Genomic DNA, 14,754 nt, shown 5'->3' on the forward strand with positions numbered 1-14,754 from the left:
TGTTTCTATAAACTCTCATTTACAAGATTTGATAATCTAAGTGGGTCAAGTGCTCCACTTACTCTCTCTTTTTCAACCCCATTTTTGTAAACTACAATCGTAGGAATTGATCTAATATTAAATTTTGCACCTAAATTTTGTTCGGCTTCTGTATTTACTTTTACAAATAAAGCTTTTAAAGCATACTTTTCTGCCACTTCTGTGAATATAGGTGCCATCATCTTACATGGACCACACCAAGGCGCCCAAAAGTCAACAATCACTGGTATTTCAGAGTTTACAATAACATGATCAAAATTTGATTCATCAAGTTCTATTGGAGTGGTACTTAAAAGTGAATTTTTGCAAGACCCACAATTTGCTTTTGCATATGAATCTTTTTTAGGAATTGAGTTGATTTTTAAGCAAGATGGACAAACTACATTTATTTTACTCATTATTTAATCCTTTATATTTAAGCTTTTATATTTAATAGAATATCAGTAACTGCATCTTGAGTTTTAATACCCTCAGCATTTGCTTGATAAGATATAATTTCAGGAATTTGTCCTGCAATTGAATCTATTAAATCTTGACTTACTTCTTGTAATGCTGGATCACCAACTACATTAGCAATATCTGCAATTTTACTAACTTTATCAGCTATTTGAACTTGTGCTGATACCATTGCTTCAACATTATTATTAATTTGCATAATCTACTCCTTGTTCTATATTTTGTAATAAGAGTCTGTTTAAGTTTGCAGTTCTTGATATTGCACTATCTGCAGCACTTAACTCTGCTGGTGCAGAAGCTGCATTTGCTAATTTATCTAGTTTTACACTTGCAGCTGCTTCATCTTTTGGAATACTTGTATCAAATCTAACACTTCCACCACTTGCATAAACTTTTCCATCAGGTCCTACCTGATATGAATAATTAATAGGAGCAGTTGTAGGTGCCCCTGATGCATGTGCTTGTTCATGTGTACGAACTTTAGCATCAAGATCTTTATATTTATCTAAAACTCTTTTATAATCTTCTTCATCATAGTTTTTACCTACAATATTAACACTATCATTTTTTTCAAATAAAGATTTTTCATCTTCTTTTTTATCAATACTAGCTAGTTCTGCTTTTTTTACAGCTATTTGTTGATTTAAAGATGAAATAGTATTAAAATTGTTATTTATTTCCATGATGTACTCTATTTTTATAGTTTATTAATTATTCTATCAAAAAAATTAATAATTGTAAATAAAATGTATTTTTCTAGTTTGAGTTTTTTAGTTGAAGTATTCCTTTTCCTAATCCTATAAACATCCCACCTGTAATTCTACTAAACCAAGTTAATCTATTTTTATTACTTAGCCATTTCTTTGATTTTTTAGCTATATAGGCATAAGCACATAATGAAGTAAAGGAAATAAATAAAAATATACCAGTTAAAGTAAAGAATTGAGGAATGATATTAATATGCATATCTAAGAATTGAGAGAAGATTGCAGTGAAAAATAGTATAGGTTTTGGATTTGTAATAGCAAGGAAAAATGATTCTAAAAAATAAGTTTTATTACTTTTCTTTTTTTCTTTTTCATTATTTTCATCAAAATGAAAACTACTTTTATTTAAAAGAAATTTAATTCCTAAGTATATTAGATAAACTGCACCAACTACTTTAACAAGTAAAAATAAGTTGGAAGATGTTTTAAATAAAACACCTAATCCAAATATTGATGCAGTTGATAAAATGAATAAACCTAATACATTTGCAAAAGATGAAAGCATAACAATTTTCATATTTGCTCTCATACCATTTACAATTGCTAATATTACAGCAGGTCCTGGACTAGTTATATAGAAAAAAGCTACAACAGTGTATATTAATAATGTATCGATATTCATTTTATTTCCTTAGTTTTTTAGTAGTCGTAAGCTACTTTATATTTTGGATCATCTTCTTCATAAGTACAAAATTGTCCAGCATTTTTCATAATGGACTTACATTCAGCACTTAAATGTCTAATTTTTACAGTTTTCCCAGCTTCTAAATACTTTTTAGTAATTGCATCAACTGCTTCAACACCTGAGATATCCATTACTCTAGCATTTTTGAAATCCAATACTACATTTTCTGGATCATGTTTAATATCAAAGTTATCATTAAAAGCTGTTACACTTCCAAAAAATAATGGTCCATCAAAGTCATATATTTTAGTTCCATTATCTTCTCTATGTGTTCGTGCAGTTACTTTTGCATGTTTCCAAGCGAATACTAAAGCAGAGATAATTACACCAGAAATTACGGCAATTGCTAAATCAGCAACAATAGTGATTAGAGTAACAGTAATTAGAACAAAAGCATCACTTTTTGGCATTTTTGTAATTCTAGAAAAAGAACTCCATTCAAAAGTACCAATAGAAACCATAAACATAATACCAACTAAAATAGCTACTGGAATAATATTTAAAAGATCTGTTAGAGTTGCTACAAGTAAAATAAGACCAATTGAAGCTACAACTCCTGAAAGTCGTCCAAGTCCACCTGATGTATAGTTGATAATAGATTGTCCAATCATCGCACATCCTGGCATTGCACCAAATAAACCACAAGTAATATTTCCAGTTCCTTGAGCTATACATTCTTGGTTTGCACTACCTCTTGTTCCACTAATCTCATCTAAAACAGAAAGTGTTAATAATGACTCAATTACACCAACAAGAGCAACAATTACTGCATAAGGAAGTACAAGCTTTAAAGCTTCCACATCTAAAATAACATCTGGAATATGAAAACTTGGTAATAGTCCTTTAAACTCAGTTAAGTTTGCTAAATCGCCAACAAGTTTAGTATCAGCACCTGTAATATAAACTCCAAGAGTAAATACGATAATTGCAATAAGACCTGCTGGAATTGCTGCTGTAAACTTTGGTAAGAAATACATTGTAGCCATAGTACCAAGTATTATTGCATACATAATTATTCCAGCACCATCTAAAAATTTAAATTGACTAGTTGCAATTACAACTGCTAAACCATTTACAAAACCATGAAGTGCAGGTTGCGGAACTAAACGGATAAATTTACCCATTTTAAATGCACCAATAGTAATTTGTATAATTCCTGCAACGATAGCGGTAAGAGTAATATATTGAACTATTCCAAAAGAAATAGCATCTCCACTTAAACCTTGAGCTATTAATATCTCTTTAGCAGCTAAACTAACTCCAACTAAAACAATAGCAACAGCACCTGTTGCACCTGAAATCATTCCTGGTTTTCCACCCATTAAAGCAGTGATTAATCCTAAAATAAACGCAGCATATAATCCAACAATTGGACTAACTTGTGCAATAAATGAAAATGCAATAGCCTCAGGAACAAGTGCAACAGCTACAACAAGTCCTGATAAAATATCACTTTTTGCATTTTTCCCTATAAAAGTATCTTTTATATTTAACAAATTCTAAACCTTTCATTATTAATTTGATTATCTATATATTCGCGATTATATCTAAGTGTTAATTAATCTTAGTTAAATAAATTTAGGATAAAATTGCGTGATGAAAATTAAGCTATTTAAGTCAGTTACATTTAAACTAATACTTTTAGTATTAGTTGTTCTTTTTGCACTAGTTGGTGCATCACTTTTATTTAACTCTCAAATAGATAAATTAAAATCACAAATTGATAGTCTTTATTTTGGTAATTTTGTGCCAATTGTAAAGCTTAATAATATTAAAAACAATTATAAATCAATAATCACGTGTAGAACAATGAAATATATTTGTGATTTCAAAAAAGAAGAAAAAATCATTTTAGAAGAATGGGAATATTATTACAATTCTTATAAAAATGAAAAAGAAAAAAATGTAATTGATAATGTTGATTTTGCATTAAAAGAAACATTTAAAGTAAATAAATTACATATCTTTAAAAAAATTGTTAAAAAAATAGAATTTTTAATAGATTATGAAACTAAAACAGCTTTTAAACAAAGAAAACTTTTTGTAGAAGAATATAAAACTATGAAGGATTATCTGTTTTTTAATCTTTTACTTATTTTAGTATTAACTTTTGCAATGGTTGCTTATATAATTTATGAGCTTGTTAAAAAAGATAATCAATTAAGAGTTTTAAATACAAAATATAAAATTGATTCAATTACTGATTCAATGACAAAATTATATAATAGAAAATATTTTGATACAATATTTGATAATATGCCTTTTATAGCGAATGCAAATAATTGGGAATGTGCATTTATAATGTTTGATATTGATTTCTTTAAACAATACAATGACACTTACGGTCATGATTCAGGTGATGAAACGCTTAAAAAAGTTGCAAATGTTTTAAAAGAATATTTCAATAATAAGTATGAATTTGTATTTAGATTAGGTGGGGAAGAGTTTGGTGTGATTTTATTTGATGTTGATATTGATATCTTAGAATCATGTTTAAAAGAAATAAATCAAAAAATTGTTGATTTAAAAATCGAGCATAAGACTAGTGAAGTTTTAGATGTTGTTACTATTTCAATAGGTGCTATAATGTACAGACCAAATACATATATTTCTGCTAATAAACTTTACAAAAGAGCAGATGATTGTCTTTACAAATCAAAACATAATGGTAGAAACCAATACCATATATTCAAGGGAGAATAATGTCTTTTTTATTTAATAAATATAACCATTTTAACTTAGCAAATATTGTAACTTTTTTCAATATTGCATCAGGAATTTTCGCAATTTATTTTTTAACTCATCAAGAGTTTTTTGCAGCAGCACTTTTTGCATGGCTTGCAGGTGGTTTTGATATCATTGATGGAAAAATTGCAAGAAAGTATGAACTTTCTACTGAGTTTGGAATTCAATTAGATTCATATGCAGATTTCTTATCTTTTGTTATAGTACCAACTATGTTTATATACTTTGCCGTTATTGATACAAAAGAATTAATGCTTTATACACCTTTAATTGTATTTGCATTTATTTATTATGTTATTTCTGGATTAAGAAGATTAATTCAGTTTAATATTAACGCAGAAGAAGGTGAAGTTGCTAAACACTTTGTTGGAATCCCAACACCTTTAGGTGCTATTTTATTATGGCTTGTTTATCTAATCTATTTAACAGGGTTCATACATGAAAATGTTGTTTTAGGATTAATGATAATTATTGGATATTTATTAAATTCTAAAATTAAAATACCTCACTTATAAGTCTAAAATAATATGAATAATGAAGTTGTAAGTATAGATTTAGGTTCTAATTCTTTTAGAGTTCTAAAGTATGATTGCTTAAAACACAAGGTTATAAGTGATTATCATGAAGTAGTAGGAACTGCAGATGGTTTAGTTGATACTGGAATCATTTCATTAGAAGCTCAACAAAGAGTAATAAAAGCTTTAAAACAATCAATTCAAAAAGTAGATTACAATCCAAGTGTAGCAGTTGCAGTTACTACTGCTGCTATGAGAAAAGCTAGTAATAATATTGAAGTTTTAAAAAATATTGAAGAAAATACTGGTGTTAAGTTCACAATCATTGATGGAATTGAAGAAGCTAGACTCACTTTACTTGCGGTAAAACAAGCTTTAAAAAGAGAAAATATCAACTCTTCTAAATTTATACTTTTAGATATTGGTGGTGGGTCTACTGAAATCATTGTAAATACTGAAGAAAAATATATTTCTCATAGCTTTGATTTTGGAATTGTAACCATGACTCAAGAGTTTCTAGAACATCATGATTTGCATAAAGATTTAGATTTAAGAAAGATTGAGATTAAAAAGTATTTAGATTCACAAAAATTAAATTTAGATGATTATACTTTTGTAGCAACTGCAGGAACTCCTACAACAATTGCTGCTGTAAAACTAGGACAAGATTATTTTTCTTATGATAAAGATGTTGTTAATGGAACAATTGTAAACTTAAAAGATTTAGAAAATTGTTTAAGTATTTTTGATAATAGTAATAAAGATACAATTACTAAACTAGTGGGTCGAGGAAGAGTAGAGTTTATTCAAGTAGGAATTTATATTTATAGAGCAATTTTTGAAGTATTAGAAAAAAACGAATCAATTGTTTTAGATGATGGATTAAGAGAAGGTGTTGCTATTAACCATTGTTTAAAACAAAAGTGTAAAGGTTAAGACAATAACCTTACACTTTGTGCTTGTACAATATTAGCTTGAGATGCTGCTAGGTATCCAAGATTTGCAGAGATATTATTTTTAGAAAAATCAACTGATTCTTCTCCAAAATTTTTATCTTTATTTACTTTATTTCCATTATACAAATCAATTTGTTCTTTAATAGTTTCTCTTGCATTCCCTTCAACTGATTGACCAAACTGTATGAATTCAGCTGATATATTTTGAAGCTCAGTACTACTATCTTCAACTTTTGATATTACTGCATTTAATTGTTCAGGATCATTTAAATCTGCATTGTTAACAGCTTCAAAAATTTGATTTGCAAAATCTGGGGTATTTGTCTTATCAATAGAAAAGTTTGAATTATCTGTATTTATTGTAATACTTTTTTGCTCATCATAATAATCTAAACTTAATAGCGTCTCATTTTTATATTTTGTTTCATAAGCTATTTGATTAAAATTTCTAAGGTTTTCATTTATTGATTGTTTGATATCGTTTTTATCTTGAATTTTATTATCATCGCTTTTTACATTTTCAAGTTCATTTTGAATATTGTTTAAGAAATCTTGTTGTTTATCAAGTGCATTAGTAGTGATATTACTTATAGCTATACCATTATTTAATGATTGAACATTTAAAGATAATTCATCTCTTTTTTGATTATATTCATTAATTGATAAAGATGAAGCACCTTCTTTGTCAACTTTTTGTACTTGATTAATTTGTTGGGATTTGTCAATCTGTAGTTGTGATGATTGATTAAGGTTATTAATATTATTGCTAATGCTACTTACATCCATAATTAAGTCCTTAAATTAGTTTCTATCTTGATTATATGTTAATTAAACTAAAACTAATCTAAAATGTAACATTTAGAGTAAATGTGTTAATCCACAATTAATATTTTTTTTTGTAGAATATCTGCTTATTTTAAAACGGAGAATGACAATGAAAATGAATGGCGCAAAAATGGTTGTAGAATCATTACATCAAGAAGGGGTAGAAGTAGTTTTTGGATATCCTGGAGGCGCTATCATGAACGTCTACGATGAAATTTATAAGCAAAACAATTTTGAACATATTTTAAATAGGCATGAGCAAGCTTCAATTATAGCTGCTCAAGGATATGCAAGATCAACAGGTAAAGTTGGAGTTGCTATTGTAACTAGTGGACCTGGATTTACAAATGCAGTTACTGGATTAGCAGATGCATATATGGATTCTATTCCTTTAGTTGTAATTTCAGGACAAGTTCCAACACATATTATAGGGACTGATGGTTTTCAAGAAATTGATGCTGTAGGAATTTCAAGACCATGTACTAAGCATAATTACTTAGTAAATAGTATTGAAGATTTACCTAGAATTATTAAAGAAGCATTTCATATAGCTAGTACTGGAAGACCAGGACCTGTACATGTAGATATTCCAAAAGATATTACTGCACAGATTGCAGAGTTTGTTTATCCAGAAGAGATTGATCTTCCAACTTATAAACCAACTGTTAATTACAATAAAAAACAGTTAAAAAGAGCAATGACTGAACTTTCTAAAGCTAAAAAACCATTATTATATATTGGTGGTGGAGCAATTTTATCAAATTGTTCTTATGAAATTAGAGATTTAGCAAAAAAATTAAATATTCCTGCTGTTGAAACATTAATGGCAAGAGGTGCTATGGGTGATAAAAATCCACTGTTCTTTGGAATGCTAGGTATGCATGGAGAGTTTTCTGCAAATATGGCAGCACATGAAACAGATCTTTTAATTTCATTAGGTGCACGATTTGATGATAGAGTTACAGGAAGATTAGATGAATTTGCATCAAAAGCTAAAGTAATACATGTAGATATTGATCCTACAAGTATTAGTAAATTAGTAGATGCACATTACCCAATAGTTGGAGATTTAAAGAAAACTGTATTAGGTATGCTTGAATCACTTGAAGATTATGATTTTAATGACTTTTCAAATTGGGTTGAGTTATTAACTGAATATAGAGAAAAAGAGCCATTAAGATATAATGATTCAAATGATATTATCAAACCTCAATGGCCAATTCAAAGACTTGGAAAATTATTAGGAGAAAAAGCTGTAATTTCTACAGATGTTGGACAACATCAAATGTGGTCTGCACAATTTTATCCATTTTCACATCCAAGACAATGGATTACATCAGGTGGTTTAGGAACAATGGGGTTTGGATTACCAGCAGCACTTGGAGTTGCCCGAGCTATGCAAGGAACGGATAAAGTTTCTATAAATATAACAGGTGATGGTTCAATTTTAATGAATATTCAAGAGCTAATGACTTGTGCTGAATACAAGCTTCCTGTAATAAATGTTATTTTAAATAATAATTATTTAGGAATGGTTAGACAATGGCAAACAATGTTCTATGAAAACAGATTATCTGAAACAGATTTATCTGCACAACCAGATTTTAAAATGTTAGTTGAATCTTTTGGTGGAGTAGGATATAGAGTTACTACAAAAGAAGAGTTTGATGCAGCTGTAAAAGATGCAATTGAGCAGAAAAAAGTAGCAATGATTGAAGTTCTTGTTGCTAGAAATGAAGAAGTACTACCAATGGTTCCAAATGGACATGCATTAAATGAAATGACATTATTAGAAGGGGGTGAATAAAATGAATAATTTTAATCACTATTATGATACTGAAACTACAAGACAGGTTATTTCAGTTGTTGTTATGAATGAGCATAATGTTTTATCAAGAATAGTTGGATTGTTTTCAGCTCGTGGTTATAATATTGATTCATTAACAGTTGCTCCTATGGAAGGAAGCAAATACTCTAGAATGACTATTGTTACAACTGGAGATAAAAGAGTAATTGATCAAATTGTAAAGCAATTAAATAAATTAATTCCAGTATTAAGAGTAAATGAACATAGAAATGTTGTTGAAAAAGATACTGTATTAATGAAATTTTCTATTGAAAATAATTTATCTGATATTGATGTAATTGCTCGTGCTTATCACGGTTCAATTCAAAATGTTACAGATGAAGCTATTATAGTATCAGCTACTGATTCTAGTTTTAGAATAATGAATTTTATAAAAGTAATGCAAAAATTCAATCCACTTGAAGTAGTAAGAAGTGGTATTGTTGCAATGGAAAGATAAGAAAACTTTTTCTTATCTTATCCTCTAAAAAGGATAAAAATGACTCTACAAGAGATTGCACAATCAATTAATATTGAATGTGATAACACAAAAGAAATTTTAGGTTTAAGTACACTACTTGATTCAGAACAAACAGAAATTACATTTCTAGAAAATAAAAAATATCTTAATGATTTAAAAAAGACAAGAGCAGCAGCTGTATTAATAAATAAAGAGTTTGCAAATGAAGTGCCAGAAGGAACAATCGCTCTTATTTGTGATGAACCTTATTTAAATCTTGCAAAACTATCAAAACTTTTTGCACCTGAAATAATTGAACTAGAAGGTGAAAAACCTGTAATTGGTGGCTTTACAAAAGTTATGCCAAATGTATATATAGGAAAAGGTTCACGTATTGGATCTGATTGTACTATTATGGCTGGAGCCTATATTGGTGATAATGTAAAAATTGGTAACAATACTGTTATCCATCCAAATGTTGTAGTTTATAGAGATTGTAATATTGGAAGTGATTGTATTATACATGCCGGAACAGTTATTGGAAGTGATGGTTTTGGGTTTGCTAATACTAAAGATGGTAAATATATTAAAATTTATCAAAATGGTAATGTAGAAATTGGTGATGATGTAGAAATCGGATCTAATTGTGCAATTGATAGAGCAGTATTTAAATCAACGCAAATTGCAAATGGTGTAAGAATTGATAATCTTGTACATATTGGACATAACTGTAAACTTGGAACTGGATGTATTTTAACAGGTCAAGTTGGACTTTCAGGGTCAACAGTTCTTAATCATTATGTAATAATGGGTGGTCAAAGTGGAACTGCAGGACATTTAGAAATTGCTCCATTTACTACAATTGCAGCACGTGGTGGAGTTACAAAAAGTATTACAGAGCAAAAGAAATCATGGGCAGGTTTTCCTTTAATTGAGCATAGAAAATGGCTTAAATTACAAAGTAAAATTGCTAAACTATTAAAATAAAGGCCAAGTTATAGCTAAAAAAATCATATCCTTAATTGTTTTATTTATTATTGTTTATTTTGAATTCGCTACTTTTTTTAGTACAAAAGAAGTAGTTGGAAAAATAGGGTTTATCTTTGCAAAAAACTCAAATGAGTATTTTGGTCTCTTATCATATGTATATCTTTTAATGTTCCTTTATCCTTTATATATTATAAATTTCAAAGAAGATATTAAAGGTAAAGACTTAACTTTAAATATAATTATAGTTTTATTAATACTTTTTGTATCTTTAATATTTCAGTCACTAATACTAGAAAATGGTATATATAGTGGAAAGATAGGAAATATTTTAGTTGAGAGTTTAAATCCATTTATTGGAAATGCAGGGCTCTATATCTTTGTATTAGTAGGTTTTGTTATCTCATTTTTAGTTTTATTTGAAAATTCAGAAATGGATTTTAATAAAGTAACTAAAAAGTTTAAAATAGATAGAAGTAATAATGTTAAAAGAATAGAAAATACAAGTACTAAAAGAAAAAAACGTAAAGAAGAGAGTGTTCTTGTAAAAGAAAGTGGTGATACAGCAGAGATTATTATGGATACTCCAATTATCACTCCTGTTGAACCTTCAAAGGTAGATTTTGTAAACGAACCTGAAATATTAGAAGTAGTTGATGAAATAAAAGAAAATGATGTAAAAGTTGAAGAGTTCGATAATGTTGAAGAAATTATAAGTAAGCATAATGAAGGACATTCAATTATCGTTGAAGAATTAGAAGAGAATAAAAAACTTCTTGATGAGATTGAAGTTGGAACTACTGAAAAACCAAAAGATTTTAAACTTCCGCTTACAAGCTTTTTTCAAGCAACACCAAAAGAGAAGAAATCAAAAGTTTCAGAATCAGTTATTGATCAAAAAATATGTGATTTATTGGATAAACTTTCAATGTTTAAAATTGAAGGTGATGTTGTAAGAACATATACAGGACCAGTTGTAACAACTTTTGAATTTAAACCAGCACCAAATGTTAAAGTATCTAAGATATTGAACTTACAAGATGATTTAGCAATGGCTTTAAAAGCTCAAACTATTAGAATTCAAGCACCAATCCCAGGTAAAGATGTAGTAGGAATTGAAGTTCCAAATGAAGATACTCAAACAATTTATTTAAAAGAGATGTTAGAAAGTGATTTATTCCAAAATTCTAAATCGCCATTAACAATGATTTTAGGTAAAGATATTGTTGGTAAACCTTTTATTACAGACTTAAAGAAATTGCCACACTTACTTATTGCAGGAACAACAGGTTCTGGAAAATCTGTTGGTATTAATTCAATGATTTTATCTTTGTTATATAAAAACTCACCAGATAATCTAAAACTTGTAATGATTGATCCAAAAATGCTTGAATTCTCAATGTACAATGATATTCCACACTTATTAACTCCTGTTATTACAAAAGCAGGAGATGCTATTAATGCATTGGCAAATATGGTTGGAGAAATGGAGCGACGTTATACTTTAATGTCTCAAACAAAAACTAAAAATATTGAAAACTATAATGAAAAAGGTAAGAAAGAAGGGTTTGATACATTGCCTTATATTGTTGTTGTAATTGATGAATTAGCAGATCTTATGATGACAAGTGGAAAAGATGTTGAGTATTCAATTGCAAGACTTGCTCAAATGGCAAGAGCTTCTGGAATCCACTTAATAGTAGCTACTCAAAGACCTTCTGTTGATGTTGTAACAGGCCTTATAAAAGCAAATCTTCCAAGTAGGCTTTCTTATAAAGTAGGGCAAAAAATTGATTCTAAAATTATCTTAGATTCAATGGGAGCTGAATCATTATTAGGTCGTGGAGATATGCTATTTACACCTCCTGGAATGTCAGGACTTGTAAGAATTCACGCTCCTTGGTCAAGTGAAGATGAAATTGAAAAAGTTGTTGAATTCTTAAAAGAACAAAGAGATGTTGAGTATGATATGAACTTTATAAAAGATAGAAATTCTCAAAACTCATCAAATACTTCTACAAGTGCAGAACTTGGAGATTTAGACGAATTATATGAAGCTGCTAAAATGGTTTGTATTAATGATAATAAAACATCTATTTCTTATATTCAAAGAAAACTTAGAATTGGATATAACAGAGCAGCTACAATTGTGGAACAATTAGAGCAAACAGGTGTTCTATCTGAAGCAAATATTAAAGGTAATAGAGAAATTTTAGTTTAAATTTTATATTTAATAAGAAAATCACTAGCTTTTTCTTGTTAATTTACCATATATGAATAGAGTATGTAATTTTTAATAATTTTTATGATAAAATAAATAAATTATTATATAAGGAGTTTGTTATGAATACAGGTATTGTAGGAAGACACATAGATTTAACTGAACCAATTAAAGAATATATAAATAGCTCGGTGGAAGCATTTAAAAAATATAATTTAGATATTATTTCGGTAAATTCAATTATTTCTCAAGAAGAGAAACACGGTAAAAAAGCATTTTCTTTTGAATTTACTTTAAATGTTGCACATTTAGATACAATTGTTGTTAAACAAAAAGATAAAGATTTATATTCTGCTATTGATATAGCAGTAGATAGAGTTTGTAAAGTTTTAAGAAGACACCATGATAAGGTTTCTGCACACAAAGCTACTAAATTAACTGAAGTTGTTTCTTCTGAAATTGAAGACAAAATTGCACTTGAATTAGAAAGTTTTGAAACAGAAATTTATCCTGCAAGACTTAGCTCTTACAAACCAGTAGATATTGAAGAAGCATTAAAAGAATTAAAAAGTTCTGATGCTATATTCAAAGTATTCTATGATAAAGACGATAACATGAGAGTACTATATAAAAGTAGTGCTGAAGGAAAATTTGGATTATATTAATCTTGAATTTTCATAATGAAAAAGGTATTAGTCAAAAGACTAATGCCTTTTTTAATTTTAATTATACACAAATAGGATATTAAAAGTTTATGAACAAAACATTAAAAAAAATTGCACTTATTGGTCAACCAAACGTAGGTAAATCATCGTTATTCAATAGAATTGCTCAAAAGAGGATTGCAATTGTTTCTGATATGGCAGGAACAACTAGGGATATTAGAAAGCATGAAGTTACTATTATGGACAAAAAGGCATTAATGCTAGATACTGGTGGTATTGATGAAACAAATGATGCAATATTTTCAAATGTAAAAAGAAAAGCTATAGAGACGGCAAAAGAGGCTGATATAATACTTTTTATGGTTGATGGTAAAAATATACCTGATGATAAAGATAAAGAATTATTTTATGAGCTTCAAAGATTAGGTAAAGAATTAGCTTTAGTTGTTAATAAAATTGATAATGATAAAGAGTTAGAAAGACTTTGGGAATTCTTTGAATTTGGAATTGGTGAAGAAAACTTATTTGGAATGTCAGTATCGCATAATAGAGGTACAAAAAATTTATTTGATTGGATATATTCTCACTTACCTGAACTTGAAGAAGAAGTACTAGAATCTTCAGAAGTGAAAGAAATAGTAACTGAAACACATGTCTTACCTTTATCAGAAATTGAAGGCACTGAAGATTTAGAAGATTATGAAATTCAAGAAGATATTATAATTCCTGAAGATGAAATAGAAGATCCTGATACTTTTATAGTTGATAATAAAATTAAAGTCGGTATTATTGGTCGAGTTAATGTTGGAAAATCTTCAATATTAAATGCAATTGTTGGACAAGAAAGATCTGTTGTTTCTCCAATAGCAGGTACAACTATTGATCCAGTTGATGAAGTATTTGATTATGCTGATAAAAGTGTTACATTTGTAGATACAGCAGGGTTAAGAAGAAGAGGGAAAATTGAAGGAATTGAAAAATTTGCTTTAATGAGAACAAGAGAAATGTTAGAAAAAGCAAATGTTGCTTTACTTGTTTTAGATGCTTCTTCTGAATTAACAGATTTAGATGAAAAAATTGCAGGTCTTGTTGATGAATATGGATTAGGAACAATAATTGTTCTTAATAAATGGGATGAAAATATGGAGACTTTCAAAAAAATGGAAGAATTAATTAGAGAAAGATTTAAATTTCTTTATTATGCTCCAATTATGGCAGTTTCAGCTAAGACAGGACGTTCTATTGATAGATTAAAAGATAAGATTATTGAAATATATGACAACTATACTCAAAGAATTCCGACATCAGCTCTTAATAGAGTAATTGAGAAAGCTGTAATTAGACATTCACTTCCAAGTCCAAATGGAGCTTACTTAAGAATCTATTATTCTACGCAGTTTGAAACTAAGCCACCAAGAATTGCTTTAGTTATGAATAAGCCAAGATTACTTCATTTCTCTTACAAAAGATATTTAATTAACTTCTTAAGAGATAACTTTAATTTTGAAGGTTGTCCAATTCATATAATTGCTCGTGGTAAAAATGACAAAGTTGGTGATGAGGAATATTTAGAAGAAAAATAATTAC

The 14,754-nt window shown here is 28.4% G+C and carries 15 protein-coding genes; 9 read left to right on the top strand and 6 right to left on the bottom strand.

Going from position 1 to position 14,754, the window contains the following annotated elements; translation table 11 throughout:
- Positions 1-5: 5 nt before the first annotated feature.
- The 5 genes from trxC to KO488_RS08520 all read right to left on the bottom strand — a co-directional run bounded on the left by trxC (position 6) and on the right by KO488_RS08520 (position 3,443).
- Positions 6-437 carry a thioredoxin TrxC gene (gene trxC, locus KO488_RS08500; protein WP_216058375.1) on the bottom strand — a complete coding sequence of 144 codons (432 nt, stop codon included), beginning with the start codon at positions 435-437 and terminating at the stop codon, positions 6-8.
- Between the two features lie 17 nt (positions 438-454).
- Positions 455-694: a hypothetical protein gene (locus KO488_RS08505; protein WP_216058376.1), complete on the bottom strand. Its 240-nt coding sequence runs from the start codon at positions 692-694 to the stop codon at positions 455-457.
- Positions 684-1,178 carry a putative metalloprotease CJM1_0395 family protein gene (locus KO488_RS08510; RefSeq protein WP_216058377.1) on the bottom strand — a complete coding sequence of 165 codons (495 nt, stop codon included), beginning with the start codon at positions 1,176-1,178 and terminating at the stop codon, positions 684-686. Before KO488_RS08510 ends, KO488_RS08505 begins: the two co-directional genes overlap by 11 nt.
- Before the next feature lie 73 nt (positions 1,179-1,251).
- Positions 1,252-1,884 (bottom strand): LysE family translocator, encoded by a 633-nt coding sequence (locus tag KO488_RS08515; RefSeq protein ID WP_216058378.1) that lies wholly within the window; start codon positions 1,882-1,884, stop codon positions 1,252-1,254.
- A 17-nt stretch (positions 1,885-1,901) separates the two neighbouring features.
- The gene (locus KO488_RS08520) at positions 1,902-3,443 is read right to left on the bottom strand and encodes a SulP family inorganic anion transporter (RefSeq protein WP_216058379.1); all 1,542 of its coding nucleotides are present in this window, start codon (positions 3,441-3,443) and stop codon (positions 1,902-1,904) included.
- Between the two features lie 100 nt (positions 3,444-3,543).
- Between KO488_RS08520 and KO488_RS08525 the strand changes: the two genes are divergently transcribed.
- The 3 genes from KO488_RS08525 to KO488_RS08535 are packed head-to-tail and all read left to right on the top strand — an operon-like array spanning position 3,544 to position 6,143.
- A complete protein-coding gene (locus tag KO488_RS08525) occupies positions 3,544-4,650 on the top strand; it encodes a GGDEF domain-containing protein (RefSeq protein WP_216058380.1) in 1,107 nt (368 codons plus the stop codon).
- Entirely contained in the window at positions 4,650-5,207 is a 558-nt protein-coding gene (locus KO488_RS08530) for a CDP-alcohol phosphatidyltransferase family protein (protein ID WP_216058381.1), read from the top strand. The genes KO488_RS08525 and KO488_RS08530 overlap by 1 nt, the downstream gene beginning before the upstream one ends.
- Before the next feature lie 12 nt (positions 5,208-5,219).
- The gene (locus KO488_RS08535; protein WP_216058382.1) at positions 5,220-6,143 is read left to right on the top strand and encodes an exopolyphosphatase; all 924 of its coding nucleotides are present in this window, start codon (positions 5,220-5,222) and stop codon (positions 6,141-6,143) included.
- Here KO488_RS08535 and KO488_RS08540 read toward each other — a convergent pair.
- Positions 6,140-6,949, bottom strand: coding sequence for a hypothetical protein (locus KO488_RS08540; RefSeq protein ID WP_216058383.1), 810 nt, complete (start codon positions 6,947-6,949; stop codon positions 6,140-6,142). The genes KO488_RS08535 and KO488_RS08540 overlap by 4 nt on opposite strands.
- Positions 6,950-7,097: 148 nt before the next feature.
- Between KO488_RS08540 and KO488_RS08545 the strand changes: the two genes are divergently transcribed.
- The 6 genes from KO488_RS08545 (at position 7,098) to der (ending at position 14,750) form a co-directional block, all read left to right on the top strand.
- On the top strand, positions 7,098-8,795 hold the full coding sequence (locus KO488_RS08545) for an acetolactate synthase large subunit (protein ID WP_216058384.1): 1,698 nt from the start codon (positions 7,098-7,100) through the stop codon (positions 8,793-8,795).
- 1 nt (position 8,796) lies between these two features.
- Complete coding sequence (gene ilvN, locus KO488_RS08550) at positions 8,797-9,294, top strand: acetolactate synthase small subunit (protein ID WP_216058385.1); 498 nt, start codon at positions 8,797-8,799, stop codon at positions 9,292-9,294.
- Between the two features lie 39 nt (positions 9,295-9,333).
- Entirely contained in the window at positions 9,334-10,281 is a 948-nt protein-coding gene (lpxD, locus tag KO488_RS08555; protein WP_216058386.1) for a UDP-3-O-(3-hydroxymyristoyl)glucosamine N-acyltransferase, read from the top strand.
- Between the two features lie 10 nt (positions 10,282-10,291).
- Positions 10,292-12,502, top strand: coding sequence for a DNA translocase FtsK (locus tag KO488_RS08560; protein ID WP_303572440.1), 2,211 nt, complete (start codon positions 10,292-10,294; stop codon positions 12,500-12,502).
- A gap of 122 nt (positions 12,503-12,624) precedes the next feature.
- Positions 12,625-13,167, top strand: a complete 543-nt coding sequence (gene hpf, locus KO488_RS08565) for a ribosome hibernation-promoting factor, HPF/YfiA family (RefSeq protein WP_216058387.1) — start codon at positions 12,625-12,627, stop codon at positions 13,165-13,167.
- Between the two features lie 89 nt (positions 13,168-13,256).
- Entirely contained in the window at positions 13,257-14,750 is a 1,494-nt protein-coding gene (der, locus tag KO488_RS08570; protein WP_216058388.1) for a ribosome biogenesis GTPase Der, read from the top strand.
- Positions 14,751-14,754: the final 4 nt, after the last annotated feature.

This window comes from Poseidonibacter lekithochrous (genome assembly GCF_018861145.1).
Lineage (GTDB): Bacteria > Campylobacterota > Campylobacteria > Campylobacterales > Arcobacteraceae > Poseidonibacter > Poseidonibacter lekithochrous_A.

What these genes read in the sequence shown, in the direction of transcription:
- KO488_RS08535 (WP_216058382.1), top strand. Translation starts at nt 5,220, where the DNA reads ATGAATAATGAAGTTGTAAGTATAGATTTAGGTTCTAATTCTTTTAGA.
- KO488_RS08510 (WP_216058377.1), bottom strand. Translation starts at nt 1,178, where the DNA reads ATGGAAATAAATAACAATTTTAATACTATTTCATCTTTAAATCAACAA.
- lpxD (WP_216058386.1), top strand. Translation starts at nt 9,334, where the DNA reads ATGACTCTACAAGAGATTGCACAATCAATTAATATTGAATGTGATAAC.
- der (WP_216058388.1), top strand. Translation starts at nt 13,257, where the DNA reads ATGAACAAAACATTAAAAAAAATTGCACTTATTGGTCAACCAAACGTA.
- KO488_RS08545 (WP_216058384.1), top strand. Translation starts at nt 7,098, where the DNA reads ATGAAAATGAATGGCGCAAAAATGGTTGTAGAATCATTACATCAAGAA.
- KO488_RS08540 (WP_216058383.1), bottom strand. Translation starts at nt 6,949, where the DNA reads ATGGATGTAAGTAGCATTAGCAATAATATTAATAACCTTAATCAATCA.
- ilvN (WP_216058385.1), top strand. Translation starts at nt 8,797, where the DNA reads ATGAATAATTTTAATCACTATTATGATACTGAAACTACAAGACAGGTT.
- hpf (WP_216058387.1), top strand. Translation starts at nt 12,625, where the DNA reads ATGAATACAGGTATTGTAGGAAGACACATAGATTTAACTGAACCAATT.
- trxC (WP_216058375.1), bottom strand. Translation starts at nt 437, where the DNA reads ATGAGTAAAATAAATGTAGTTTGTCCATCTTGCTTAAAAATCAACTCA.
- KO488_RS08505 (WP_216058376.1), bottom strand. Translation starts at nt 694, where the DNA reads ATGCAAATTAATAATAATGTTGAAGCAATGGTATCAGCACAAGTTCAA.
- KO488_RS08525 (WP_216058380.1), top strand. Translation starts at nt 3,544, where the DNA reads ATGAAAATTAAGCTATTTAAGTCAGTTACATTTAAACTAATACTTTTA.
- KO488_RS08530 (WP_216058381.1), top strand. Translation starts at nt 4,650, where the DNA reads ATGTCTTTTTTATTTAATAAATATAACCATTTTAACTTAGCAAATATT.
- KO488_RS08515 (WP_216058378.1), bottom strand. Translation starts at nt 1,884, where the DNA reads ATGAATATCGATACATTATTAATATACACTGTTGTAGCTTTTTTCTAT.